The organism is Catenulispora pinisilvae, assembly GCF_015356865.1.
GTDB classification, from domain to species: Bacteria; Actinomycetota; Actinomycetes; order Streptomycetales; family Catenulisporaceae; genus Catenulispora; species Catenulispora pinisilvae.
In genome coordinates this window covers 36,788-62,262 of record NZ_JAAFZA010000018.1, presented here as the reverse complement: position 1 = coordinate 62,262, position 25,475 = coordinate 36,788, and the positions used below count along the sequence as shown (strand labels likewise).

18 protein-coding genes are annotated in these 25,475 nt (G+C 69.8%); 6 read left to right on the top strand and 12 right to left on the bottom strand.

Translation table 11 applies throughout. The features are described 5' to 3' along the window. Positions 1 to 167: 167 nt before the first annotated feature. Positions 168 to 2,627: a glycoside hydrolase family 172 protein gene (locus IZR01_RS07645; RefSeq protein WP_228559019.1), complete on the bottom strand. Its 2,460-nt coding sequence runs from the start codon at positions 2,625 to 2,627 to the stop codon at positions 168 to 170. 329 nt (positions 2,628 to 2,956) lie between these two features. Between IZR01_RS07645 and IZR01_RS07640 the strand changes: the two genes are divergently transcribed. Together IZR01_RS07640 and IZR01_RS07635 are read left to right on the top strand one after the other, a co-directional pair. Further along, a complete protein-coding gene (locus IZR01_RS07640; protein ID WP_194892025.1) occupies positions 2,957 to 3,505 on the top strand; it encodes a SigE family RNA polymerase sigma factor in 549 nt (182 codons plus the stop codon). Then, positions 3,502 to 5,010 (top strand): hypothetical protein, encoded by a 1,509-nt coding sequence (locus IZR01_RS07635; protein ID WP_194892026.1) that lies wholly within the window; start codon positions 3,502 to 3,504, stop codon positions 5,008 to 5,010. The genes IZR01_RS07640 and IZR01_RS07635 overlap by 4 nt, the downstream gene beginning before the upstream one ends. A 113-nt stretch (positions 5,011 to 5,123) precedes the next feature. On the opposite strand, the gene IZR01_RS07630 is transcribed toward IZR01_RS07635, so the two are convergent. Further along, positions 5,124 to 7,145, bottom strand: coding sequence for a cell wall-binding repeat-containing protein (locus IZR01_RS07630; protein WP_194923393.1), 2,022 nt, complete (start codon positions 7,143 to 7,145; stop codon positions 5,124 to 5,126). A gap of 616 nt (positions 7,146 to 7,761) precedes the next feature. Here IZR01_RS07630 and IZR01_RS07625 point away from each other — a divergent pair. Then, positions 7,762 to 8,046: a hypothetical protein gene (locus tag IZR01_RS07625; RefSeq protein WP_194923392.1), complete on the top strand. Its 285-nt coding sequence runs from the start codon at positions 7,762 to 7,764 to the stop codon at positions 8,044 to 8,046. A gap of 306 nt (positions 8,047 to 8,352) precedes the next feature. Here IZR01_RS07625 and IZR01_RS07620 read toward each other — a convergent pair whose 3' ends face one another. Together IZR01_RS07620 and IZR01_RS07615 are read right to left on the bottom strand one after the other, a co-directional pair. Continuing rightward, positions 8,353 to 9,786, bottom strand: a complete 1,434-nt coding sequence (locus IZR01_RS07620; protein WP_194923391.1) for a S8/S53 family peptidase — start codon at positions 9,784 to 9,786, stop codon at positions 8,353 to 8,355. A gap of 228 nt (positions 9,787 to 10,014) precedes the next feature. After that, complete coding sequence (locus tag IZR01_RS07615) at positions 10,015 to 10,686, bottom strand: TetR/AcrR family transcriptional regulator (protein WP_194892030.1); 672 nt, start codon at positions 10,684 to 10,686, stop codon at positions 10,015 to 10,017. A gap of 97 nt (positions 10,687 to 10,783) precedes the next feature. On the opposite strand from IZR01_RS07615, the gene IZR01_RS07610 reads away from it, so the two are divergent. Next, a complete protein-coding gene (locus IZR01_RS07610) occupies positions 10,784 to 11,911 on the top strand; it encodes an FAD-dependent oxidoreductase (RefSeq protein ID WP_194923390.1) in 1,128 nt (375 codons plus the stop codon). A 64-nt stretch (positions 11,912 to 11,975) separates the two neighbouring features. On the opposite strand, the gene IZR01_RS07605 is transcribed toward IZR01_RS07610, so the two are convergent. Together IZR01_RS07605 and IZR01_RS07600 are read right to left on the bottom strand one after the other, a co-directional pair. After that, positions 11,976 to 14,351, bottom strand: a complete 2,376-nt coding sequence (locus tag IZR01_RS07605; RefSeq protein WP_194923389.1) for a tetratricopeptide repeat protein — start codon at positions 14,349 to 14,351, stop codon at positions 11,976 to 11,978. A gap of 76 nt (positions 14,352 to 14,427) precedes the next feature. Continuing rightward, a complete protein-coding gene (locus tag IZR01_RS07600; RefSeq protein ID WP_194923388.1) occupies positions 14,428 to 15,432 on the bottom strand; it encodes a hypothetical protein in 1,005 nt (334 codons plus the stop codon). A 521-nt stretch (positions 15,433 to 15,953) separates the two neighbouring features. Here IZR01_RS07600 and IZR01_RS07595 point away from each other — a divergent pair. Then, positions 15,954 to 17,039 carry a sugar ABC transporter substrate-binding protein gene (locus tag IZR01_RS07595; protein WP_194892034.1) on the top strand — a complete coding sequence of 362 codons (1,086 nt, stop codon included), beginning with the start codon at positions 15,954 to 15,956 and terminating at the stop codon, positions 17,037 to 17,039. A 184-nt stretch (positions 17,040 to 17,223) separates the two neighbouring features. Here IZR01_RS07595 and IZR01_RS07590 read toward each other — a convergent pair whose 3' ends face one another. The 6 genes from IZR01_RS07590 to IZR01_RS07565 form a co-directional block, all read right to left on the bottom strand. Further along, positions 17,224 to 17,379, bottom strand: a complete 156-nt coding sequence (locus tag IZR01_RS07590; protein WP_194892055.1) for a hypothetical protein — start codon at positions 17,377 to 17,379, stop codon at positions 17,224 to 17,226. A gap of 145 nt (positions 17,380 to 17,524) precedes the next feature. Next, entirely contained in the window at positions 17,525 to 19,789 is a 2,265-nt protein-coding gene (locus IZR01_RS07585) for a hypothetical protein (protein ID WP_194923387.1), read from the bottom strand. Between the two features lie 196 nt (positions 19,790 to 19,985). After that, positions 19,986 to 21,746, bottom strand: a complete 1,761-nt coding sequence (locus tag IZR01_RS07580) for a ricin-type beta-trefoil lectin domain protein (protein WP_228559018.1) — start codon at positions 21,744 to 21,746, stop codon at positions 19,986 to 19,988. Positions 21,747 to 21,953: 207 nt separating this feature from the next. Beyond that, positions 21,954 to 22,931 (bottom strand): hypothetical protein, encoded by a 978-nt coding sequence (locus tag IZR01_RS07575; protein WP_194923386.1) that lies wholly within the window; start codon positions 22,929 to 22,931, stop codon positions 21,954 to 21,956. Between the two features lie 340 nt (positions 22,932 to 23,271). Then, complete coding sequence (locus tag IZR01_RS07570; RefSeq protein ID WP_194923385.1) at positions 23,272 to 24,054, bottom strand: peptidoglycan-binding domain-containing protein; 783 nt, start codon at positions 24,052 to 24,054, stop codon at positions 23,272 to 23,274. A 76-nt stretch (positions 24,055 to 24,130) separates the two neighbouring features. Then, the gene (locus IZR01_RS07565) at positions 24,131 to 24,985 is read right to left on the bottom strand and encodes a C40 family peptidase (protein WP_194923384.1); all 855 of its coding nucleotides are present in this window, start codon (positions 24,983 to 24,985) and stop codon (positions 24,131 to 24,133) included. A 270-nt stretch (positions 24,986 to 25,255) separates the two neighbouring features. On the opposite strand from IZR01_RS07565, the gene IZR01_RS07560 reads away from it, so the two are divergent. Continuing rightward, positions 25,256 to 25,468 (top strand): hypothetical protein, encoded by a 213-nt coding sequence (locus IZR01_RS07560; RefSeq protein WP_194923383.1) that lies wholly within the window; start codon positions 25,256 to 25,258, stop codon positions 25,466 to 25,468. Positions 25,469 to 25,475 lie beyond the last annotated feature (7 nt).

Here is a 25,475-nt window from a genome sequence, read left to right as displayed (position 1 = left end):
TACGGCACGGTGACCGGTGATGTCGCGTGCGACGACACGGTGTTCTCAGACCCGGATCCCGGACAGGTCAAGGCCTGCTACATCCAATGACGACGACAGGTCGAAGCAGCAACTCGGTGCCGGCAAGATCTTCGGCGATCTTGCCGGCACCGGATCGGCGGCTGCGGTCAGCAGCTACTCAGCACCGTGTAAGAGGAAGCGGTCCATGGTCTGACCGGGGTGAGTACCACGGTGATCGTCGTGTGTCCGGCCGTGACCGACGCCGGCAGTAGGTAGGTGTCGTCCAGCCATCGGTGGTAGGGGTTTGCCAGTGGTTCCAGCCAGTCCGGCAGTGGTTGGCCGTCTACGGTGACGTGGGCCTGCTGGTAGCCGTTCAGTTGGTCGCTGGTGCGGATGATGGTCGCGCCGCGGTTGGCCGGGTTCAGGGTCAGCTGGAGGGTTTGGGGTGTGGTCGAGGTCAGTACGTCGGCGGTGACGGGGGTCTGAGTGCCGTCGGTGCCTTCGTAGGTGTCGGTGAGGGAGGTGCCGCCGGTGGTCGCTATCTGGTCGGTTTGGTGGTTTTGCGGCTGGGCTGTTCCGTACCAGTAGGCGGTTGAGGAGTAGTCGGCGGCCACGTCGTTGGCCGGGCCGTGCTGGATTCCGAAGCTGAGGGAGGAGCCGGAGGAGACCGCGTCGTCGAGCATCAGGCGGTAGGCGCCGGTGCAGTCGGTCGAGGCCGCGCAGCCGGTGGCCGCGATCAGGTGCGCCGGGTCTCCGTTGAACGGGTTGGTGTCGGGGCCGTGGTTGAAGTACCAGCCGCTTTGGAAGAAGTCCTCGGTGCCGGTGCCGATCATCTGGGGCGTGCGGGCGCCGTCGACGTAGACGCGCTCGTTGCCTTCGAGGTAGGAGCGGTTGATCGGGCCCTGCATGGAGACGGTGACGCCGACGAACTTGCTGGTGCCGGACGCTTTCAGATACGTCCAGTCCTGGTTCGCGGTGGTAGGACCAGAATTGGATTGGGTGCGGAAGTAGCCGATGGTCCCGGTCGCGAGGGCGGCGCCGACCGCGGCCGACTGTCCGGCGGCGACGGTGCCGCTGCCGGTCACGGTCAGTCCGGAGCCGTTGTAGAGCTCGACTGTGGCGCCGTCCAGGTACGGCATGGGCCACCACGAAGTGAACGTGGAGGTCTGGGGGTTGATTCCGCTCATCAGGGAGTTGACCGGCGCGACAGCGAGACCGGAGCCGAGGAACTCACCGATCGGGGAGTCGACGGTGCGCGTGCCGTCGAAGGTTATGCGCACCCGCAGTCCCTGGAGGATTTGCTGCGCCTGCGTCAGGGCCGCGAGCTGTGTGGCATCGAGCGGGTCGCTGTAGGTACTGGTCCCTTGCCAGGTCTGGCCGACGATCCCGTAGTGGTGCGCGGACTCGCTCGCGGCGTTGCCGACGTCGACGGTGTCGGTGCGGGACAAGCCGGCTGCGACGTGGCTGTCCACCCAATAGGTGTACTCGTTGTAGTCCTGGGAGGAAGACACGAAGGTGTTCTTCACGGTGATGGACGACTTGCCGGCTGTGGCGCTTGCCGGCAGTTCCACCGATTCCTCAGCCCAGCCGCCGAGCGACGCGGGCGTCGAGGGTCCCCACTGCGCGACTTGTTGCCCGTCCACTGACACGCTCGCGGCCTGGTCGGGGGGAACCGGATCGTAGCGGCGGGTCAGCCGGACGCCGTTGTTGTCCGGGTCGATGGCGACCGTGAAGGTGCTCGATCCGTTCGCGCCGAACGCGCGCCCGTCGTCGGTCACCGATGTCGGCGTCACCATCTTCGCCTGGGGCAGCGCCAGACTCAGCGCGGTCAGCTGGCCGGGGCCGTGGGTGTCGGATATGACGGTGGAGTCGCCCGGGGCGAGGTCCAGCGACTGACTCTGGGTGCTGGTATCGGGCATCGGCGGCTTGGGATCCGCGGTACCGGCGGCCTTCAGCTTGGCGATGACGTCGGTGGCCGGATCGCCCGGGTTGAACGTCGAGACCCCGTCGGCGTCCGCGAACGTCCGGTAGGTGACGTGCTCGTACTGCGGGTTGTTCTGCGTCGTCACGGTCATCGACTGCCGGAACGGCATCGGCACCTCGATGTAGACGCCGCCAGAGCTCTGATCCGCGTTGGCCACCAGCGGGTAGACGAACGGAGCGCCGATCTTGCCGTCGACGACGTCCTGCAAGGGCGCGTCGAGCACTGTTTGACCGTCGAGAGTGACGGTGATGTTCCCTGTGGCGGTGACATCGCCTTCATTGCTGGTGAACCACATGGCGTCGATCTCACCGGGTCCGGAATGGTCGGCGATGACGCACGCCCCGCTACTGGTGGTGCGAAGGCAGGGGTACTGCCAGTCGTTGTTCTGCTGTTGCCGGTCGAAACTGGAGAACTGCTTGGTCTGCACGCCCACCGGGAGGGTGTCCATCGCGTCGAGGTGGCGCAGCGTGTCCCAACCGACCGGCCCCTTCGCGGTGAAAGAAGTGGAGGCGGTGTCGGCGTGCGCCGGCGCGGCCGGCTGGGCCGCGAGCACTCCAGCGGCAGCCAGGGCGATCGCAGTGAGGGCCTTGATGGTTCTGCTTATTCGGGCTTGGGAGTGTTGCGGAATCGGTGTGCGCATCATGCTCTCCAGAGAAGGGGACCGAGAGCGGTCTGGTTCTGAGAAACAATGAGAAATAGGCGCGTGAAATCGATTTCACGAAAAGATCGGTGGCGACTGTAGGACTAGGCCTTTCAGGCTGTCAACGCGCCACTTGCACACTCCGATCACGGCGAGCGCCGTGTCGCAGAACTCGATGAACGCGGCATCCCGGTCGCCGAGCGGCCAAGTGAGGCGATCACCGAGCGGCGGCCGAAGGACACGGCCTCGAAGTTCTCGTCGGACGTGACAACCTCTGCGGGCGCCGCCCACGTATAGCCAGTCGATACTGATGAGCCGGGGGAGGGAGATCGATGCGCAGACCTGACGACAGCGAGTTCACCACGCTGGTCACCGCGAGATCGCTGGCGCTGCGGCGGATGGCGTATCTGATGTGCGGGGACTGGGATCAGGCGGAAGACCTGGTACAGGTCGCCTTCATCAAGCTGCACTCCGCCTGGGGACGGGTCCGGACCGACCAAGGCGTCGACGCGTACCTGCGCACCACGTTGCTGCGCGCGTGCATCGACGAGCGGCGGCGCGCGCACTGGCGTCGGGAGCGGCCGTCCTCGGATGCCATGCCCGACATCGCCGCGCTTCACGACAGCGGGGTGACCCGGGTGTCCGAGCGTGAAGTCGTGGTGGCGGCGCTGCGCCGGCTGCCGCCCGGGCAGCGTGCCGTCCTGATTCTGCGGTTCTTCGACGACCAGGACGTCCAGGCCACGGCCAGACTGCTCGGCATCGCCACTGGGACCGTCAAGAGCCAGACCGCACGCGGGCTGGCCGCGATGCGCTCGATCCTGCCCGACCCCGCTCGCGCCGGGGGCGAAGAACTCCTCACGACGAAGAAGGAGCGGTCATGACTGAAGACGGCCAGTGGATGCGCGACGTGTTCGACACGACGCGGGCCGAGGAGGAGCCGATCTGGCTCGCCGACGCGCAGGCGATGATCGCCGGTGGCGACCGCCGGCGCCGGCTGCGGACCGTCGGGGCCGGGAGCGGATCGCTCGCGGTGGTCGCGGTGGCGGCGACGATCGCGGTGAGCGCCGCGGCCCCGGGCGGCGGCGGACGGACGACGACCGCGCCACCGACAGTGCCACCGACCACATCGCCGACCCGATCGGGCGGGTCGATCCTGGACCGGGTCGATTTCATGCCCGTGGAACACAAAGACCTCAGTCGCTCCAGCGGCACCGTGCCGGAATACATCGCCGTGCCCGAGCCGGCGGTGTCGGACATGGCGGCCTTGCTGTCCGGACTGGATCCGACGTCCGCGCACATCGTCCCGACGCCCAACGAGGGCGTCCCGGCCAAGCCGGTGCCGCTCGGCGACCCGAGCGGCGACAATATCGCCGATCTCCAGGTCAACTCCGACTGGACGCCGAACGGCAAGGCCGCGACGAAGGGCGAATTGAACCTTCCGGACTCACCGAACGGCAACCTGCTCACGCGGTTCCTGGACGGCGACGACCCGAAGTTCCAGCCGGCGATGCCCGGCTGCGGCGCCGCGGACGATCTGGGCGAGACCTGGTCGAGCCTCGACCCGAACACCTCCAACCCCGATGGCCCGGATCAGGTGGCATGGAGTGCGTGCGACCACCGCCAACTCACCGACGGATCGGTCCTGGCCAGCTCGACGAAGTCGTTCGGCCGGCTCACCGCGGTCTTCGCGACCCGGCAGTTCCCCGGTGGCGCCGGATCGGTGGAGACACTTTGGATCAACTACTCGATCAAGCAGGTCTCGAAAGGCATAGCGCCGAACCCGGACACCGTGCTCTCGCCGTCGCCCCTCACCGCGCAGAAGCTGACCGCGGTGCTGTCCGGGAGCGGGATCGCCCCCGGCCTGAAGGCGGCGGCAGCCGTCACGGTGCCGCCGACGTTCCTGCAGGCGGCGGACTTCGGCCCGGGATGGAAGGTCGCCTCGACGGGCGCACCCAGTCGGCCCTCCACCTTGGTGACCGACGCCTGCGCGACCGAGCAGTCCGGTCTGATCGGCCCGACCGTGCCGGACTACACGTTCTCCGGCCCGACGCCCAGCGGGTTGAACGTGCGCGCGGATGTCCTGCGGCTGACAGTGAAGTCCGGGGCCGGCGCCCAGAAACTCGCCGACCTGCGCCAGCAGGCACAGACCGGGTGCGCGGGCGCGACGGTGACCTCGCTGCCGAGCGGGATCGGGGACGGCGGTTTCGTCGAGAACATCCCCGGGCTGCCTTCCCAACCGTGGAACGTGTTCGTCCGGTTCGGCGACGTCGTGATCCAGGTCAACGTCAACAGCCCGGAGAGCTCCTCCGCCTTCACGTCCGCCGACAAGCAGTGGCTCACCGGCCTGGCCACGAAGGTCGCGACGCGGTTCACCGCGAAGGGCTGAGTCTTCAGCGCGGCTGAGCCCGGCTTACTCCCCCCAGGAGTAAGCCGGGCTCCCTCATCTCAGGCCTTTGTGATGACTCAGGCCTTTGCGATGACTCAGCCGTTCGCGACGCGTCAGCCCTTGGCGACGTTCGGCGTCGCCAGCCGCGGGGCCGCGGCGGCACCGGCGCCCACCGAAGAGCCGGCGGAGGTGGCGATGTCCGAGGCCAGCTGCTGGTCGACGCGCAGCGGGAGAGCGTTGGGTCCGCCGAAGACGAAGGCCCAGTTCGAGGCGCCGCGGTTGGCGTCGATCAGGGCATTGTCGGCGGCGCTCAGGCCGGTCACCGGGTTCACCAGCAGGAGCGGACCCTGGCGCACGCCCATCATGGCGCCGCCGGACAGGGAGTCCGGCCAGTTGGCGCCGGTGGCGATGCCGATCTGGCCGAAGGCGCCGAAGATCTCGTGCGCCACCATGTACGACGTCTGATATCGGTCGGCACCGACCAGGGCGTCGTAGCCGTGCCACTTGGCCCCCTTCAGGGCCGTGTTCGCCGCACCGCCGACGGCGGCGAGGTAGTGGAGCTGGCCGCTGTTCGACTTGGCCTGCAGGTAGGCGTCGGTCGAGGCCGGCATGGCGTTGCCGTTGGTCAGGAGCACGACCATGCCGTTGTAGGAACCGGCCGCCGCGCCCGCGGACAGCGCGTCCGGGTAGTTGGTGCCGGTGGCGAGCAGGACGTCCGAGGCGTTGGGGTCGACCGCGTTGGCGATCTGGACCGCGGTCTCGTAGCGGTCCTGGCCCGCGATCCGGTCGATGTGGTAGCCCAGCTTGGCCAGCGTGCTCTGGACGGCCGGCGAGATCGCCGCGGTGCCGCCGAGGATGTAGACCGTGCCGGAGGTCGGCAGGACCCGCCGGATCTCGGCCAGCGTCTCGGCGTTCAGCGTCTTGCTGTCGGTGAGCAGCAGCGGGCCGTCCTTGTGCGCGGCCAGCGCGGCGCCGCCGAGGGCGTCGGCGAAGACGTCGGAACGGCTCAGCACGACCGACTTCGCCTGCGAACGCGGGTCGTTCTGACCCGCGCCGTTGGTCCGCCAGGACTGCCGCGAGGCCACGACCGCGGTGTCGATGCGATCGGAGCCGGCGATCCGGTAGACGTGACCCGGGTTGTCGGTGCGGACGGCCAGAGCGCCGCTCAGCGCGGAAACGTTCTTCTCCAGCTGCGGCGCGGGTGCCGCGGCGGCCAGGGCCTGCGAGACGTCCACCTGGTAGGTGCCGTTGGCGTCGGTGCCGGCCGGGACCGCGCGGTTGGCGAACTCGAAGGCGACGGTCTGGTCGGCGGTGGACTGGTTGTCGGCCTCGAAGATCGGCGTGGCGTGGTTGCCGGTCATCCAGGTGATCTGCTTCGGCGCGGACCAGGCGCTGTTCTGCAGGGACGTCGCGAACAGCTGGGCGTCGCCGTTGGCGTCGGTACGGACGAAGACCACTGTCTTGCCGTCCGCCGAGATCGTCGGCTGCGAGCCGCCCTTGGCGGCGACGTCCGGGGCGACGACCGTGGTGAAGGTCGGTTGGCCGTTCGTGCCGTAGGACACCAGGGCGACGCCGGTGGTCGCCGCGCCGCCGGCCTGACCGTTGGTCTGCACCACGACGCTGCCGACCTGGTCGCTGGCCACGTCCGGGTTGCTCAAGCCCAGGCCGGCCGGCGCGACCGGCGCCGAGACCAGGTCGAAGGTCGGACTCTGGGAGCCGAGCGAGCCGCCGTTGGCCAGCGCGCCGACCACCTTGGCCGTGGTGCCGGTGCCCTCGGTCCAGTACACGGCCTCGCTGCTGACGTCCCAGACGGTGTGCGACGGCGCGACGCCCTGCGCGACCTTGATGCTGTGGGTGCCGTCGTAGTCGGCGGTGTAGATCGCGTTGTCGGCGCCGATGTACGCGAACCGGCCGCCCTGCCCGGCCCAGGACACGTCGTGGGCGCCGGCCGGAAGCGCGACCGTTCCCCCACCCACGACGTTGATCGTCCCACCGGCGGTGATCGTCACCGGGTTCGTCCCGGCGCCGCCGAAGGTGGTCGCGTGCGCCGCGCCACCGGCGATGAGGACGGAACCGATGGAGGAAGCGAAGAGCGCGGCGACCGCGACCGGCTTCCGACTGAACTTGCTGGACAAATGACCCTCCCGGAAATGGATGTCGACACTGCGTTCGACACCAGAGAGCCGCAGAATACAACCACGGCGGGCGCGCTCCGCACCAGGTTTCACCGCACGTCCACACTTCCTTTTCCGGCCGTCGGCAACGGATACGCGGTAGGCGCTTCGACGCGGTACAGGTTGACTTTATCGGCGCGGAAGACCCTGGTCAGATGACGTGAAGCGGAATGCTCTGGCTTACAACAGGGTCACAAAGCCTTAATATCGGCCGCCCTCGGATCAGAAAGCTCGACTTCCAAGTCCCTTTGGGTCGGTTTTGTTGCGCACGCTTCCGCCACGTACTGATACTGTCGCGTACCGTCACGCGGATGGGGGGTGCGGTATGCGGCGTACCGGGTTGCTCCGGCGGCGGTGCGAACACGGCCGCTGGCGGCTGGAACCGGCGGCGGGTATCGGCTTCGAGGAAGCCGTCGAAGATATGCGCAGCCGACGTAAATCCCGCACAACAGGATCCGCCGGTCGAGTCCGCCCCAACGGTGTAGTGGTGTTGTATGTGCCTAGCCGGTATCAGAGCTCCACATTCCACGGCCGCCTCCAACAGAGAGCCGACGGAGGGCTGGAATTCACCGGCGTCATGAAGGAAACCCTCTCAGCCGCGCTGATGCCGCTGATATACGGCTTCGTGACGCTGCTGATGCTCGCGCTGATCGCGCTCGGGGCGCTGACCGATGTGTGGCCACCATTGGTGATCGGGGTAGTCGCGGCGCCGATTATGGGGACATTGACCGTCAGCTTTCACCGTAATCGGGGCCGGGACTACGCCATGTACTCCCGCCGGTTGTACGGGAATTTGGCCGGACTGCTGGCGCCGCTGAATCCGCAACCTCTGGGCTCCGATAGCCCGGAGCTTGACGGATAGACCGTGACGACTAGGGCGTGTTTGAGAAGTCGGGTGGGTAGTGTCCCGCAGGTGATGAGCAGGTCGAGCGCGACGGCTCAGCGGCAAGCATGGCAAGACGGACGGCCTGCCTCATCCTGGTTGGCCGTGGCTGGTCGTCCGGCGCAGCCAGGCGCCGGACGATCAGGCGTCGCGCCCCGCCCGACTTCTCAAACACGCCCTAGACCGCCCGAGCAGCGCGCTACCGGCACGGCGCGTCTGCGACGCCGTGCCGGTAGCGGTTGCGGTAGCGGTTGCCCGACCCTCGTGGTGGGTCAGAAAGCTGGGTCAGAAAGCGCCCAGACCGTCGGGCACGCCGACCCCGGTCGGGCCGTTCCACCCCGGACCGGCCACGCACAGCACGGTCGGCAGGTTCGCCTTCGTGCAGTCGGCGGCGCCGTTGGGCATGTTCGTGCCCGTAGTCACGTTCTCGATCGAGCCGGTGCCGGCCGTGGAGGCGGCGTAGAGCGTGTTCGGGCCGTCGACGCCGGCGGTGCCGGCGCGCGCGTAGAGGCCGGCCAGGTACGGGGAGGCGGCGCTGGTGCCCATGGCGATGCCCCAGCCGCCGGGACCGCCGCTGGCCGGCAGGTAGGTGTCGTAGATGGAGACGTTGGTGGCGACCGCGGAGGCGTCGGTGCTGGCCCGGTGGCCGCCGCAGTACGCTGCGACGCTGGCGGGCTGGCCGACCGCCGGGGGGATGTAGTCGGAGCAGCTGCTGGCCGCCGACCAGTACATGTTGCCTTCGCCGTTGCCGTCGTCCCACACCGACTTGGTGAAGGTCTGGCCGCCGTCGGTCGAGGTGATCTTGACACCGCCGGCCGCAATCACCCACGGCACTTCCTGCGGCCAGACCTGGTTCATCGTGCCCTGCTGCACTCCGTGGTCGCCGGCCGCGGCGACGATGGCCACGCCGGGGTGGTGCAGCCGCTGCGCCTGAGTGCCCGTGGCGATGCCCGGCTGGATGCCGTTGGCGATGTCGTAGCTGATCGACACGGCGTTGGCGCCCAGGCCGATCGCGGTGTCCACGCCGTCGTCCATGGCGTCGGCGGTCACCGCCGGAAGGTAGGCGTACTGCGGGATGACCAGCAGCGGCGACAGCTCCACGACCCGGATCTGGCACTCCGGGCAGGACGCCGAGACCATCTCGACGTCCAGCGCCGACTCCATGGCCAGGAACTCGTCGGCCTGGTTGAGGATGGGCAGCCCCAGCGGGGCCGGGGGCGCGCCGCCGTCCTTGCCGACGATCTTCAGGCAGCCGCTGGCCTCGGTGCAGGCCGGCAGGCCGTACTGGCTGCGGTAGGCGGCCAGGTCGGAGGCCAGCGTCGGGGTCGCGCCGAACGCGAGGATCCCGACCGTGCCGGCCTTCCCCGGGGTGTCCGGGAGGTGGAACGCCCGGGCGAAGTCCGCCGGCCCCAGCCCGACCGGCCCGGACGCCGCCAGCGGCTTGGCCCCGTCCGACGATGACGCGACCACCGACAGGTCGCAGTCGGCCGGAAGGTACTTGGCGGCACCGTTCCCGCTGCCGCCGGAACACAGACTGATCAGGCGGTGGGTCTTGGCCAGGCTCCCGTCGAGCGCCGCCTGGTGGACCACCGCCGGGTTGTCCGGACCGGACACCGACGGCGCTGCCTGGGCGACGCCCACGGGCAGCAATTCGACAGCCGCGGCCAGCGTGGTCGCCGCCACCGCCACCCCCAGCATCGCTCTCGCAATACTCTTCATTGAGCCCCTCACCGCTCCCTTGGATTAAATCCGGCCGAAAGCCAGGTGTGTCGGCGAGCCTAGAGAGCGGCGCCCGGGAACGGTCCTGGAAGCTTCCAGGGGTGGCATCGATATCGGGTCGCTATCAGGGCCCTGGCTCACTTGTCGGCGCGAATTCAAAGAAGAGGGGTCCTCGGATCCGGCCAGTACGGTGCGGCCATGGCCGTGTCGAGGAAGATCCTCGCTCGGCTATCGGGATGTCGGCATGCCGTTGAGGATGAGGTCGATCCCGGCAAGGAACTCGGCGCGGTCGTCATGCTCGCGCAACGGCTTTGTCATCGTGCGGGTGAACGCGTACTGCTCGGGGTCGAGTCCTTCCCAGTACTCTGCTTCGGCGGCGAGGAGTTGTCGCCGGCCGACGAGCGCTGCCGGAGACCGGGAGTTCGTCGCGTTCTGGCCCGCCGCGCCGACGATGTAGTTCAGCAGCGCCGACGTCGAGGTGAACTGTGCGGCCGCGGGAGCTGCGAGCGCCTGCACTTGCCGGCCGATGCGCTCGAAGATCTGAAGCATCGTGGACCGCCACGGAGGGCGGGCCAGTCGGCCGGCGACCCAGGGGTGCGCGTCGATCGCGTCGAACACCTCCAGGGCGATGGCGTGGATCGCCTCGCGGGGCGAGACGCCTGGGGCCGGTTCCTCGACGGCGCGGGCGACCGCGGCGGCGGTAGCGGCCTTGAGCAGATCGTTCTTGGTCGCGATATGCCACTGGATGGCGCCGTGTCCGGTCGCCAGCCGCGCGGCCAGGGCACGGAACGTGAGTCCGTTCTCCCCTTGGGCGTCCAGCAACTCGATCGCCGCGTCGACTATCCGCTCGCGGGTGAGCACGTCCGCCCGCCGCTGCGTACCGTGCGCCGTTGTCGCCATGCCTCATCTTGGCACGGATGGTACGTTGTACCAAGCGCTACTGGTACGCCGTACCAGGCGACAGTCCGCCGAGCGCCCGCCGAACCGGGAGGACCCCATGACCGCCCCTGTCACCATCATCGGCGCCGGGCTCGGCGGCCTGACGCTGGCCCGCGTGCTGCACCTGAACGGCATCCCGGCCACGATCTACGAGGCCGAGCCGTCGGCCCGGGCCCGGACCCAGGGCGGCCAGCTCGACATCCACGAGTACAACGGGCAGCTCGCCCTCGAAGCGGCCGGCCTGACCGAGCAGTTCCGCGCGATCATCCACGAGGGCGGCGAGGCGACACACGTCCTGGACCGGTACGGCACGGTGCTGCTCGACAAGCCGGACGACGGCAGTGGCGGACGCCCCGAGGTGCTGCGCCCAGAACTGCGCCGGATCCTGCTCGACTCACTGCCCGAGGGGACCATCCACTGGGGCCGCAAGGTCACCGCCGTCCGCCCCCTGGGCGAGGGCCGGCACGAACTGAGCTTCGCCGACGGGCCGGCCCTGACCACGAGCCTGCTGGTCGGCGCGGACGGAGCCTGGTCGAAGATCCGCCCGCTGCTGTCCGCCGCCGAACCCGGATACATCGGCACGACGTTCATCGAGACCTACCTCTACAACGCCGACGAGAAGCACCCCGCGTCGGCCCGAGCGGTCGGCGACGGCGCGCTGTTCGCCGTGGCGCCGGGCAAGGGAATCCTCGGCCACCGGGAGCCCGACGGCGTCCTGCACGCCTACGTCGCGCTCTCCAAGCCGTCGCAATGGTTGGAAGAGATGGACCCCGCCACGGCGAGCGACCGGGTCGCGGCGGAGTTCGCCGGATGGGCCCCGGAATTGACCGCGCTGATCACCGACACGGAAACCACCCCCGTCCTGCGCGCCATCTACGCCCTGCCCATCGGCCACCGGTGGGACCGGATGCCAGGCGTGACCCTCCTGGGCGACGCCGCCCACGTGATGTCGCCGTTCGCCGGGGAGGGCGCCAACCTGGCCATGTTCGACGGCTCCGAACTCGGCAAAGCCATCGCCGCCCACCCCGACGACACCGAAGCCGCCTTGGCCGAATACGAGCAGGCACTCTTCCCCCGCAGTGCGCAGTTCGCCGCCGAATCCGACCACAACCACCGCCTCATCTTCGGCGACGACACCCCCGACGGTCTGCTCAAACTCCTCGCCGGCCAGGAACTCGCCGAGTAGACCGCCGGTCGCGACAAGCACGGCCCCCAGCACCGCCCCGCACGGAGCCCGGCCAGGCAACGTCTCAGTCCACGTACCGCAGCCCCGACGTCTCGAGCCGAGCGAGGTAGCGCGCGGCCTCCTGCTCGGGCAGATCGTCGAAGACCGCCACCGCCTCACGATGCCTGGCCCGGGCCTGCTCTATCAGGCCACTGATCTTCAGGCTCAGGGCCAGGCCGTTGAGGCAGTCGGCCCGGACGTACCGGTCACCGACCTCGGCGGCGACGGCGATGGCCTCCTGGAAGGTCTCGATGGCGTCCCGCGTCCGCCCGAGCCGCAGGTACCTGTCGCCCACGTTGCGCAGCCCGAGGCCCAGGGCCCGCAGATCGTCCGTCTTGCGCGCCCGCTCGACGAAGAGCAGTGAGTACTCCTGGGCCTCGTCGTGCCGGCCCAGACGTCCCAGACACATCGAGGCGATGGTCAGGATGCTGCTCGGAACCCGCCCGCCGGCCCCCTCGATCACCCGGATCGCCTCGCGCGCCAGCTCGATCCCGGTGCCGGGATCGCCGGTACCGTCATGGACGTGGGCCAGCGAGCCCAGGATGCGACCGGCGCGGACCGCGTCGCCGGCGGCGCGCCGGGCCTGCAGCACGCGGTTCAGCGGCCCGATGGCCTCGCCGACGCGGCCCTGGGCGCTGAGTGCGAAGGCCAGCCAGCGGACGACTTCCGTCTCGCCGTCGGGGTCGTCGTCTTCGCGGGCGTGCTGGAGCGCCGTGGACATGAGGCGTTCCAACTCGCGGTAGTTCTGCGCGAGCTCTTCGAAGTAGGCCATCGCGATGGGCAGCCGCCACGCCGGCGACGGGAAGCCCGCTTCCCCGGCCACTGTCACGGCTCGCATGAGGTTCGCACGCTCCCGGCCGTACCAGAGCACCGCCTCGGCGGTGTTGTCGGCCTGCGGAGCGGATTTGCCGACCAGCGCGGGGTCGATCGACGGCATGGCGCGGTCCGGGCTGATGGCCACAGCGGTCAGCGTCACGACCGCGATGTGCCAGCCCAGCGCGGTCCGGACGGCGGCCCGGCGCTCGGCTTCGGTCATCTCCGCTTCGGCGCGTTCGCCCGCGTAGGCACGGATCAGGTCGTGCATCTCGTAACGGCCCGCGATCCGTTCCTGGACCAGGTTCTCATCCAGCAACAGTTCCAGGGTCCGCTCGGCCTCGGCCGGGGTCAGCCCGGCCGGCGCGGCGACCGAGGCGGCCGTGACGTCCAGCCCCGGGTGGATGCCGAGCAGCCGGAAGACGTGTTTGGCCCGGTCGGGCAGGTCCCGATAGGAGAGGTCGAAGGCCGCGCCGCCGATGTCGGAACTGGTGGCCTCGTCGCGTTCCAGACGCTCCGCGAGGTCCGCCAGCCGCCACACCGGCCGGGCCCGGAGCCTGGTCGCGGCGATCGAGACGGCCAGCGGCAGCAGCCCGCACCGGTGCACGATCCGCCGCGCCGCCTCGGGTTCGGCGCCGACCCGTTCGGGACCGGCGAACTTGGCCAGCAGCGCCAGCGCCTCATCCTCGCTGAAGACGCCGAGCCGGTGCCAGAGCGCGTCGTCGAGCCCGGCCAGGCTGCGCCGGCTGGTGATCAGCACCAGGCACGAGGACGAGGCCGGAATCAGGCTGCGAACTTGGTCCTCGCCCGCGGCGTTGTCCAGGAGCACCAGGGCGTCCTTGCCGTGGATCCGGTCCCGGAACAGGGCGGAACGCTCCTCGACGTCGTCGGGGATCTGCTCGGCCGGCACCCGCAACTGCCGCAGGAACGAGTCCAGGACGGCCGCGGGCTCGGCCGGCGGCCGGTCCGGATCGAAGCCGCGCAGGTTCGCGTACATCTGCACGTCGCCGAACCAGCCGGCCCGGACCAGCCGGTGCGCGGCGTGCACGGCCAGCTGGGTCTTGCCCACCCCGGCCATGCCCTCGATGGCGGTCACCACGACGGTGGCCGCCCGGCCCGGCCCGCCCCCGCGGGTCGCGGCCGTCACCAGCTGCCGGAGCTCGGGCTCCCGGCCGGTGAACGTCGCCAGATCGGCCGGCAGCTGCCGGAACACACCGGGCGGGTCGCCGAGCCTGGCCTCGCGCTGGACCCGCACGTAGGCCGCACGCCAGCGGTCGGCCGCCGACTCACTGTCCGTCAGGATCCTGACGATCGCGACCACCAGGTCGAGGTCCAGACGGCGCCGATGGGGCTGGAACAGGTCGCCGACCGTGGTGTGCGGAACCACTCGCGGCGGACGCAGCATCGGTCCGACGCGGCGGGCGAGGGTCCGGTAGGACAGGTCGCCGGACTGCCGGCGCAGTCGGTCCAGGAGCCGGATGTATTCAGGCAGGTCGCCGGCGCCGGCCGGATCCGGGACGGCACCGCCCTCGATGGCATCGCTCTGGATGGCACTGCTCTCGATGTCACCGCTCTCGATGTCGTTCACTCGTCTCCCCACGAGTCGCCAGACCCCGTCGGCGATCGGCACCGGCCGAGAAGAAGGCGGCTGCCGCCATCGCCGGTCAGCTCTGAGCGTAAGCCCCGGATGCGACAGCCGTGGCGAGGCCGGTCCAGAAGGCCGGGTCGATGCGCTCCACGGTCGGATCGATCTTGTTGACCGACGCCATCAGCCGCTCAGCCGTGGCCGGCCCGGCCTCCACGGCGCTGTCGGCGACGACGCGGTCGAACGCTTCCAGCAGGTCGGCGAAGGCGGACGGCATGCCGGAGACCCGCAGTGCGCCCGACGCGGTCCCGTCCACGAAGTAGACCCAGCCGCTGTCGCAGTCGATGCGGAAGCGACCCGTCCGGTCCCGCGGGCCGCCGGTGCCGATGGTCAGCAGGCGCTGGCTGTCGGCGGTCTGCGGACCGTCCCGGTCCGGCTCGGCGGCGTGGAAGAGCAGGGTGTGCGCGGGCATGCCCTTCGTGGCCAGCGCGTCGCGGTACATCATGACGCGTACCGGCGCTACGTACCCGTTCGCATAGACGTGACGTCGCGGGGCGGCGTCGGCGGCGTCGGCGATCGTCCGGACCTTCGCCAGGATCAGGCTATTGATATCGAGGTCGAGCGGGTCTTCCTCGAGTACCCCGAGCCTGGTGTGGTCGAGCTGGTGGGCGAACGCGTAGCACTCGCTCAACGTGGTGAAGGCCCAGTGCCGACTCCGCTCGGGCTCGGCCCAGGAACGCAACACGAGGTTCAGGATCGAGGCCGCGTTGAACAGCAGATCGGCCACGATCTCGCCGGGCTCTTCCTCCTCCTCGCCCTCCGGCCCGAGGAGCGCTTCGAGGCGTTGCCGCATCACGGCCACACCGGCCGAGTCGATCGCGGCCGCGGCGGCGCAGTCCGCGAGCAGGGCTGACGCGTCCGAGACGAGCAGCGCGTAGCCCGGTGCGTAATCGTCGAAGTACGCGTCGGCGCCCGGCAGGTCGGCGACCACCGCGACCCGCCGCGCGGCTCGGGTCGCGACCACTGCGCACTGGCGCGGGGAGAGCGCGGAGAGTAACCCGGTGACGCGGTCGTCGTCGAACATGGCCATGCCCTCCTTATGGATACGTCGGACCATTAAACAGCGCCGGGGGGGCGGGGATAACCACCTATCAATACTCGAAGATAAATGCTCGAATATATCTCGGGATGATCGCTTACGCTCCCTCACTGTTGCGGTGCGCAACATAAGCACTACCGCGATCGACCGATATCGCGCGCTGGCGGACCGCGGCGCGCACCGCTCCCGGCGCCGGCACCCCGCCCGGGCGGAAACCCAGCGTTCATGAATGACTCGGCTCACCGCAAGAGCTGGAGAGTCGCCACCGAGGTCAGGCCGGTCACAGTGACGCGGCCACCACACTCGGTGGACCGGCGAAACCCGCGTGTCCCAATCGTTACCGCCTACCCCGAGATTTCGACTGGCGCTCACCGTCCCGTGGGAAATAGTTTTTCATTCCTCCAAAAGAGCCGCTTGCCGCCTGGATCGCCGCGCCAGCCCCGCAGATCCGAAACCGCACCTAGGCCCGACGGTGTGCGCATTCGGCACCATGAAGGAATCCAACGATGAAGAAACTGATCATGCGCGCCACGGTGGCCGGCACCGTGGCGGCCCTCACCCTGGGAGCGTGCAGCTCCAACTCCTCCGACGGTTCGGCGAAGGGGCGCAAGCCCTATGTCGGCGTGATCCTCCCCGACACCACGTCCTCCGCGCGCTGGCAGAGCCAGGACCAGCCCGCGCTCGCGGCGGCCTTCCAGGCCAAGGGCGTCAAGTACGACATCCAGAATGCTCTGGGCGATAAGGCCAAATTCCAGGCGATCGCCGACCAGATGCTCAAAGAGGGCGTCAACGTGCTGGTCATCGTCGACCTGGACGCGGCCTCGGGCTCCGCTGTGCTGGCCCAGGCCCGGCAGCAGGGAGTGGCCACCATCGACTACGACCGGCTCACGCTGGGCGGCGGGGCCGACTACTACGTCAGCTTCGACAACGTGGACGTCGGCGAGCTCCAGGGGCAGGGCCTGGTGCAGTGCCTGCAAGGGGTGCAGAAGCCGGTGATCGCCGAGGTGAACGGCGCGCCGACCGACAACAACGCGACGCTGTTCGCGCAGGGCTACAACTCGGTGCTCAGCCAGCGCTACACCGACGGCACCTTCATCAAGGGCCCGAACCAGTCCATCCCCGGCTGGGACAACGCCACCGCCGGCAAGGACTTCGAGCAGATGCTCACCGCCGCGCCGAACATCGGCGGGGTGCTGGCGGCCAACGACGGCATGGCCCAGTCGGTCATCGCGGTCCTGAAGAAGCACCGTCTCAACGGCAGGGTTCCGGTCACCGGCCAGGACGCGACCATCGTCGGGCTCCAGTCGATCCTGGTCGGCGACCAGTGCATGACCGTGTTCAAGGATCCCGCGAAAGAAGCACAGGCCGGTGCCGAACTGGCCATCGACCTGGCCACCGGCGCGCCGCCGACCTCGGCCGTGGCGATGGTCGCCGACACCGTCACCGGCAAGCTGGTCAAGTCCGTACTGCTGACCCCGGAGGCCATCGTCAAGGCGAACGTGGGCGACGTCATCGCCGCCGGCGCGGCCACCAAGGCCCAGGTGTGCACCCCGCAGTACGCCGCGGCCTGCGCGGCGGACGGGATCAAGTGACGGGCCGCGGCGCACGAAGAGCCGGTAGCCGGTAGCCGGACGGGCTCCGGTAGCCGGACAAGACCGGTAACCGGCATCCGCAATCAGCTCGGCCACAACGCCGGACCGGCCGCGGCGGGCAGCTGCTTCACTGCCCACCGCGGCCGGCACCGCGTGCATCCGAATCAGGATGCGGATTCAGGCCTCAGAACGCCGCCAATCCGTTCGGCGTCCCCAACCCGGTCGGCCCGTCGTACCCGGCCACGGCGTCGCACTGGTAGTCGCCGCCGCAGTCCATGCCGCCGGTGGCCGGGAGGTTGTAGGCGAAGCGCAGGTCGGTGGGGCTCAGGCCGTTCGGCATGGTGGCCGCCGCCGGGAAACCGAGGCCGCCGGCCGCCGTGGAGCGGGCCGCTGGCGGATCACCGCGGTCGCACCCGCGGCCAGCGCTGTCAGGATTCTTATTCGGGCTTTCATCGTTCTCTGTGATCCCCTCGTGTGCTCGCCGGTCAGCCGACCGTGTACGGGTTGGCGACGGTCTGGGTGATCGTGCCGCCGATCGAGTCGGTGGCGGTGACGCGCACCGTGACCGACGTCCCGGGCGCCGGGTTGCGCCACAGCGCGGCGTAGTGGCCGTCGGCGCCGAGCGTCGGCACGTTCTGCCAGGTGCTGCCGCCGTCGAAGGACACTGATGCCTGCGCCGAGGTGATCGGGGCGTGCGAGCCGTGCCCGCCGAAGGAGTGGTGGCCGATGTCCAGCACCAGCGACTGCACGGGGCTCAGCGCGACGTTGGTCCGCGACAGCGCGCCGTACTGGTAGCCGATGGTCAGGATCGGCATGATCTGGCACGGCGCCGACGGCTGTCCGGCCGCGACGGCCGCCGAACAGCCGTTCCCGGCCGGGAGTGTGGCCGACGGATCGGTCTGCCCGGTGTACCGGAACGTCACATCGGTATGCGTGTTCGTGGACTGCTTCTCCCCCGCCGGATGGTCGCTGTCCAGGACCGCGCGCACCGTCGCCGGGCCGGTGCCGACGTTCCGCACGATGACCGGCCCGAACGGCGGCGGCGGCACCTGTCGGCCATTCCAGTAGACGGCGGCGGTGTCGACGGCGTCAGCGTCGGCGCCGACCGTGTCGGGGTGGCTGTCACCGGCGTCGTCGAGCTCCAGGTCCATGTTCCCGGCGCCGACGCAGGCCTGACAGTCCATCGAGGCCGCGGCCTCGGGGTACCGGCCGAAGCCGGGAGCGGAGGGTGCCCGGCCCCAGGTGCGCTCCGAGGTCTGACCGGCGTGGAAGATCCTGGCGCCGGCCAGCAGGCTCGGCGCCTGCGGCTTTCCGGGCCCACTCGGCAACAGGCCCCAGACCGCGGTGCGCCAGGGCCCGGGGGTGAAGTAGGACGTCGACGTCGACGGCATCAGCTCGCCGGACTGGAACGTGGCCCCGATGCCCGGCACTACCGGCGTGCCGCCGACGGCGTGCGCGAGGCCTGCCAGAGCCGGATCGGAGTCGATGTCCTCGGTCTCGGCCGCCAGGTCCCCGCTCGCCAGGTGGTGGGTCTGGTTCGCGTCGATGTGATCTGATTCGAAGTCGGTGAAGTACTGGTACTGATACGTGCCCTCGCTCGCGGTGGTCGGACCCGCTGAGGCAAGGTACGTGTCCATCAGGAACCTGCCGACCTTCGCCGCCGGCCCCGGCGACATCGTGATCGGCAACGGACCGTCGATCACGAGCCCCCCGGCGGCGACCGTCGGGCCCGCGGTCGGCGTCCGGACCATCTGCAGCACCGCGTCCTGCGAGGTCGCGGGCTGCGGCGTGGTCACCGAGACCGGCGCGGTCGCGGTCCGCGCGTCCAGGGTCAGCGCCGGAACGTCGCCGGCGGCCGGCACCGCGAAGTCGTTGACCGCGACCAGCACGCTCGCGCTGGGCACGCCCTGGGAGTCGAAGGCGTAAGCGCTCATGTAGGCGGCGTAGTTCCCGGCCGGCAGTGCCAGCCGGGCGACGCCGTCGTCGATCGGCTCGATCAGCGTCAGCTTCCGCGAGTCGTCGGTGTTGACCAGGTTGACGACACCGTCGAGCGGCTTGCCGTCGGTGCCGACCGCGTTGATCTGCAGGATCCGCATCGGATAGTCCGGCGTGACCGGCGTGACCGGCGTCCCGGCGCCGACCACCCGCATCCAGGACAGGCCGCCCAGTCCGCCGCTGCCGACGGTCCGGCCCGCGGCCTTGTCCGCGGCGATCTGCCGGCGCAGCGCGGCGGCGAACGCGGCCCCGGAGGCCGGGGTCAGGTAGCCGGTGGCGGTCTGCCCGGAGACGGCGGTCAGGGTGACCCCGGCCGGCGCGCTCGGCGTGACCCCGGCGCCGAACGTGAGCGAGACCGGGATCCGGCCGTCCGCGGTGCTCTGCGCGGTCCGCGCGAGCCGCGTGACGTCGAACAGGGACAGGTCGAGCAGCCGGCCGGCGAACGGCACCGCCTCGGCCGGGATCAGGTAACTGTCACCGCTGGTGTCGCTGTAGGTACTGAAGGCCTGGCTCGGCCCGCCGGGCAGCACCCGCGCCCCGGCCGCGGACAGGACGACGGTGTCGCCGGTGGGCAGGACGACGCGGCTGTCGGCGCCCGCGGACGCGCTCGCGACGGCGCCCGAACTCGATGCCGTCGGCGTCGCCCGTGGCTGCGCGCTGACAGCGCTCGCCCCCGGAACGATGAAGGCCGCGACGGCTGCCGCCGACGCGCAAACGGCCGCGGCACGAGCGGCCCCGGTTCTGTGATTTCGCACCCTGTTTCCCTCCGTAGCGGGTGATCGGACGCACCCAATCAACCGAAGGGAACCGCGGGCTGTCAGTACTTTGAGGTGGTGAGAAGCCGCCAGGGACACGGTGAAACCTGGGAGCTGTCCAAGGCGTGCAGAAGAGGGTGTGCCCTCCCGGATTCCGGGAGGGCACACCCACCAGACGCCGACGAGAAACGAGGCCCTACTTCGTGGTCAACGCCGTGTCGTCGAGGACGAAGCTGGTGGTCCCCGCGTTCTTGTCGGTCTCGGTACCGGTGAAGCGCAGCGTCACGCTCTGCCCCGCGTAGGCCGAGACGTCGGTGCTGTGCTGCGTGTAGCCACTCCCCTTGTCCAGGTTGCTGTAGCTGGCCAGCGTCGCGAGCACCGTGCCCGAGGCGTTGAGCAGCTGCACGGTGAACGTGTCCGGCTTGGCGGTCGACGTGCTCTCCGTCGAGTCGACGTGCAGCCAGTAGGAAGCGGTCGCGGTGCAGCCGGACGGGATGGTCACCGGCTGCGAGACGGTGTCCGTGTCGGCGCTGCCGTTGCCGTTGAACCACGCCTCCCAGGAACCGGAGTGCGGGGGCTCGCCGCTGGTGCTGTTGGTGATCGGGTTGAATCCGAGGGTTGACTTACCGGTCCAGCCGCTGCCGCCGCCGCTCTCGAAGCCCGGGTTGACCAGCAGTTGGGCCGCGGTGCAGCCGCCGCCGGACGTCGGGGTCACGGTCAGCGCGTAGGTGGCGGTGTGAGTGCCGGACGCGGCCGTGCCGGTGACGGTGATGGTGTAGGTCCCGGCGGCGGTCGAGGAACCGGTGGCGACGCTCAGGGTCGAGGTGCCGCCGGCGGTGACCGAGGCCGGGTTGAAGGTGACCGTGGAACCGGTGGAGCCGCCGGTGGCGCTGAGGGCGACGGATTCGGCGCTGCCGGCCGTGACCGAGGTGGAGACGGTCGTCGTCGCGGTGCCGCCGGCGGTGACGGAGGCCGACGCCGGGCTGGCCGACACCGCGAAGTCGTTCGCCGTCGTCGAGGCCGGGACGAACGTCCAGGTCTTCGTACTGCTGGAACTGCTGCCCGCCTTGACCTTGCCCGAGGAGTCGTTGATGTACTTCTTCCCGGACTGGATGTCGGTGAAGGTCAGGTCGGTGTTGTACGACCACTGTTGACTCGGTCCCGCTGTGCACTTCTGCATCGAGATCTGCGACGTCGAGTAGTCCGCGCAGAGCTTGTTGATCTGTAGGAACGTTCCGTCGAACGTGAAGCGCTGGCCGGCTGCCGTGCTGTCGCAGGCTGCTGTCACGAGCAGCGCGCCGGCCGTCGAGCTGTCGTTCGGATCGGTCATGCACTTGCCGGTCGAGACGTTCTTGTACTGCCCGACGGTGATCGTCGGCTTCGCGCCGCCGTAACACGCGCCGGTGCTGGTGTTGAAGATCGGCTCGGAGGTCACCGTCTCGTTCGACGGCGGGTTGACGATCACCGACTCCATGGACGGCGTGCCGTCGTTGTTGTAGTTGGTCAGCGCGTCCTCGCACTCGATCGCGGCGAACGCGCTGCCGCCCTGTCCGCCCAGCCACAGGTCGAGGTGCCGCAGACCGGGACCGCCGTTGGGGCCGTTCCCGGTCCAGTCCGCGCTGCACTCCTCGCAGCTGTCCTCCATGATGAAGTACTTGCCGACGCGCGGGACGTAGACGATCGTCCCCGGCGGCTGCTCGCTGGAGTCGGTGGCGAAGGTGATCGGGTCGGAGTAGGTACCGGTCCCGCCGGCGGTCTGGTGGATCTGCGGGTAGGAGATCACGCCGCCCGGCGGCGTGTTGTCCCACCAGCCGTAGAAGGTGAGGAAGGTCTGCTCGGTGGTGCCCGATCCGGCCGCCTGGGCCGGGGCGGCGACGGCGACCAGGCCGAGGGCCGCGCCGATGCCCAGACAGAGGGCTGCGAACGCCGTGGCCAGGCGCCGCATGGAAGTCTTCATTGCCGGTTCCCCTTTCGACTGAAGGGCTGCGGGTGCGCCGGGGCCGCGGTACCGCGGTGCGGCTTTTTGTTAGTAACGTTTCCTAACTTGATTCAGGAGAGTAGGCAGCATCGGCGGGAGCGTCAAGAGACGTGGGGTGGGAAGCGAAAGCTCGCGCGCCGGCCCCGGGGGTGCGGCCGACTGAGATGCCGAGAACGCCGCCGCCGGTCAGCTGGCGCAGTCCGGCGCCTGGACCCCGTGCGGGAGGCTGATGTAGTGGTCTGCGACCCACCACAACCGGTCCTGGTAGTAGATCTGGAACCAGCCGGTGGAGTTCTCGTGCCCGGCGTCCAACCGTTCGTGCGTCAGCCGCCCTTGGGTGGTGTGGCACACCACCTCGACGACGTCACCGTCGTGCCGGGGACCCTCGGATCCGTTGAGGGCGAAGGGAGTCGGGAACACCAGGACGCCGATCGAGCCGCCGTGTCCGTTGTTCGCGTCCTGATTCCAGGTGCGCACTATCTTGCCGGCGAGCGTCTTGGGCGGCGCGTTGGTGACCAGGACCGCGGTCACCGGGCTCTGCATCGGCTTCATCGCTTGGGCTTGGGTCTGCTGCCGCGGCGGCTGGGAAGGCGACCGGCCGACGAAGGCGAACGCGCCGACGGGGATGACGACGGCCGCGGTCCCCACGATCGAGGCCAGCACCAGGAGTGAGCGACGGCGGCGGCGCGGCGCGGGCACCGGCATGGGCCGTACCTCGACCGCGGGCTGATGCTGCGTCACCAGACCGGATTCCGTCCTGGGCTCCAGTTCCGCGGCCGACGGCAACACCGCCGGCACCGCCGAGACCTGCTCCCGGACCGCGGGCAGGGTCGAGGACTCCCCGCGCGCCCTGGCCTGCCATTCCTCCTGCGCGGCTTGCCAGCGCGGCTGGAACGGAGCCGGATCGACGTCCAGCGCGCACAGCAGGCCTTCGTAGTACGACCAGCCCGGCAGGCTCTGATCCTTGGCCGCCGGGTCGGGCGTGAGGATCCGGGACAACGTCGCCTTCGCCAGGGTCCCCCGACCGGCGCGGACGTTGCGGCTGTCCAGGTGCGTGAAGGACGGGGATCCGGCGCTTTGGTGCGCCGTCCGGATCTCCAACGTCAACGACCTGGTCAGCGGTGGTACAGCGGCATCAAGATCCTTCAAAGCGCGCGCGGCCATGTCATCCCATCCCGTATCAAACAGTGCGCGTCAGCAACCCCCGCGCCAACATACCCGAAGGGTTCCACGCATACGGCCGGAATCAGGGAATCGGGGACGCCGGGTATTGGCAATTTGCGTAACAATACGTTGGGCTGGCGGGGGCAATACCTGGCTGGGCGTCCGGTTTGCGAACTCTTCGGGCAGCCGGGATGAACGGACTGTCCGGTGGCATGGGTGAGCCCCCGATGCCTCGTTCGGCATCGGGGGCTTTCGTGCTTGGCGCTTCGCGTTTACGGGCTACGCGCCACCTGCTTCGGGCTTCGGGCTACGGGCTACGGGCTACGGGCTACGGGCTACGTCACCAGTCGCGCGCCGGGGCCGCGACGGTCGCGACGTGGCCGCGGTAGAAGTCCTTGCCCCAGCCGTAGTGGGACCCGGCCCACGGCGAGCTCCAGATCGCCTTCTCGGTCACCAGCGGCGTGTCGGACGCGCGCAGGTCGGCGGTGATGTGGCCGTAGTCGCCCGGGCCGCCGTTCAGGTTCGCGGCCACGTAGTGCGCGGCCACCACCAGGTTCGGGTACGCGCCCAGACCGGCACCGCCACCGGAGCCCAGCCCGTTGTTCAACGGGTTGTCGCGGTCGAACCAGTTCGAGGGCGGCTCCTCGCTGGCCATCCACTGCACCATCGTGGTGATGTTGTTCGAGCTCTGCGGCCAGCCGCCGTCGGCCAGGACCAGCCGGGCGAAGTCGTAGTTGGTCGAGCGGCCCGTGGACGGCGGGGGCGGGGTGCTGCCGCCCTCCAGCGCCGCCTTGGTCGCCGGGCCGACGATGCCGTCCACCGACAGGCCGTGGCCGGACTGGTAGTTCTTGACCGCGGTCAGCGTCGCCGGGCCGAAGTCGCCGTCGACGGCTATTCGGGCGCCGTTCTTGTTCAGCAGTTCCTGAAGCTCGGTGACACAACCGCTCTTCTGGCCGTCGGAGATGTCGGCCGGGCACTGCGAGGAGGTGAGCTTGATCGGGGCCGGGGCGCTCGCGGCGGTGGCGGCGTTCGCGGTGCCGGCGGTGAAGGCGACTCCGGCGATCGCCGCGGCGGACGCGGCGACGGCCAGGCCGACGCGGGGCATGCGGCTGCGCAGTTTCATGGCAGGGCCTTTCGTTGGGTGAAGTGCATGGGAGCGGGCCTACAAGGCCGGATCTAAGGAAGCTGATGCGCCCACATCAGTAGCGGTAGTACCCGATGAGGCGGCCGCCGGTGGAGACCGAGTCGGTCTCCACATAGGTGCCGGTGTCCAGGGCGTCGATCATCTTGCCACCGCCGATGTAGATGCCGACGTGCTCGGGGCTGCCGGCGTTGGTGCCGAAGAAGACCAGGTCGCCGGCGGCCGGGCTGGAGACCCGGTGGGTCTTGGCGATCTGCCCCGAGGTGCCGTCCGGGCCGAAGACGTCACGGCCGTAGGCCAGCGAGTAGACCCAGCGCACGAAGCCCGAGCAGTCGACCGAGATCTGGCCGTTGTGGCCCAGGGTGTGGTGCGCGGTGGCGTTGAAGCAGGCCTGGTCCCCGCCGTCGGCGGCGCAGTCCGCCGGGCTCGGGCCGGGACTGGCGGTGTGGCCGCCGTCCCAGCCGTACGGCACCCGGCCGCCGCCCCAGCCCCGCTCGGCCTTCCCGGACTCGATGGCGCGCGCGAAGTCGACGACCTTGGACTGCCCGCCGCCGGTCGGCGGCGGCGGGGTGCCGGTGCCGTCCAGCGCGGCCTTGGTGTCCGGGCCGACGATGCCGTCCACCGACAGACCGTGGCCGGACTGGTAGCTCTTGACCGCCGCCAACGTCGCCGGGCCGAAGTCGCCGTCCACGGCGATGTGCGCGCCGTTCTTGTTCAGCAGCTCCTGCAACTCGGTCACACAGCCGCTGTGCTGCCCGGAAGAGATGTCGGCCGGGCACTGTGCGGACGTGAGCTTGATCGGCGCCGGCGCACTGGCGGCGTTCGCGGTGCCGGCGGCCAGACCGACGCCGGCGAGCGCCACGGCTGTCGCGGCGATGATTTCGAGACGAGCTATTCGGCGGCGCAGCTTCATAGCGGGACCCTCCGTGGATTGACAGTGGTTCCGGACATGGACAACCCCTGCCGGTGAAGTCCGGCGTTACTCCGGGGTCGAGGTGAACCGGGCCAAATCATCACGGGGGAGCTGAGCTGCGCACAACAGTTTGGGCAGGCCGGAGCCGGACTCGGAACGTTCCACTGTTCCGAGCTGGTGCGAGGGCCGAGTTGTCACGGCGTCACGCGCTCACGCGGTCACGCGCTCACGCGCTCACGCCGGGCGCGCGATCTCCCGAACGCCGCCGGGGTGGTGCGCTCATGCCGGCAGGGCGCGGGCTTCGCGGCCGAGCTGATCGAGCGCGCCCACGCCCGGCTCCGCGCGGACTTCACGATGGCCGACCTGGCCACGCTGACCCGCACGATGGCGCGGGTGATCCGTGACCCGCTCGACGCCGGGTCGGACGAGTGGCGGCGATTCTTGGCGATCTATGTTGACGGTTTGCGGGCGGAAAACGCGTAGCTACGGC

Coding starts and splice junctions, on each gene's coding strand:
- IZR01_RS07615 (WP_194892030.1), bottom strand. CDS start 10,686: ATGGCGACAACGGCGCACGGTACGCAGCGGCGGGCGGACGTGCTCACC.
- IZR01_RS07595 (WP_194892034.1), top strand. CDS start 15,954: ATGAAGAAACTGATCATGCGCGCCACGGTGGCCGGCACCGTGGCGGCC.
- IZR01_RS07570 (WP_194923385.1), bottom strand. CDS start 24,054: ATGAAACTGCGCAGCCGCATGCCCCGCGTCGGCCTGGCCGTCGCCGCG.
- IZR01_RS07590 (WP_194892055.1), bottom strand. CDS start 17,379: ATGCCGAACGGCCTGAGCCCCACCGACCTGCGCTTCGCCTACAACCTC.
- IZR01_RS07580 (WP_228559018.1), bottom strand. CDS start 21,746: ATGAAGACTTCCATGCGGCGCCTGGCCACGGCGTTCGCAGCCCTCTGT.
- IZR01_RS07625 (WP_194923392.1), top strand. CDS start 7,762: ATGAAGGAAACCCTCTCAGCCGCGCTGATGCCGCTGATATACGGCTTC.
- IZR01_RS07645 (WP_228559019.1), bottom strand. CDS start 2,627: ATGATGCGCACACCGATTCCGCAACACTCCCAAGCCCGAATAAGCAGA.
- IZR01_RS07635 (WP_194892026.1), top strand. CDS start 3,502: ATGACTGAAGACGGCCAGTGGATGCGCGACGTGTTCGACACGACGCGG.
- IZR01_RS07600 (WP_194923388.1), bottom strand. CDS start 15,432: ATGTTCGACGACGACCGCGTCACCGGGTTACTCTCCGCGCTCTCCCCG.
- IZR01_RS07620 (WP_194923391.1), bottom strand. CDS start 9,786: ATGAAGAGTATTGCGAGAGCGATGCTGGGGGTGGCGGTGGCGGCGACC.
- IZR01_RS07640 (WP_194892025.1), top strand. CDS start 2,957: ATGCGCAGACCTGACGACAGCGAGTTCACCACGCTGGTCACCGCGAGA.
- IZR01_RS07565 (WP_194923384.1), bottom strand. CDS start 24,985: ATGAAGCTGCGCCGCCGAATAGCTCGTCTCGAAATCATCGCCGCGACA.
- IZR01_RS07610 (WP_194923390.1), top strand. CDS start 10,784: ATGACCGCCCCTGTCACCATCATCGGCGCCGGGCTCGGCGGCCTGACG.
- IZR01_RS07575 (WP_194923386.1), bottom strand. CDS start 22,931: ATGGCCGCGCGCGCTTTGAAGGATCTTGATGCCGCTGTACCACCGCTG.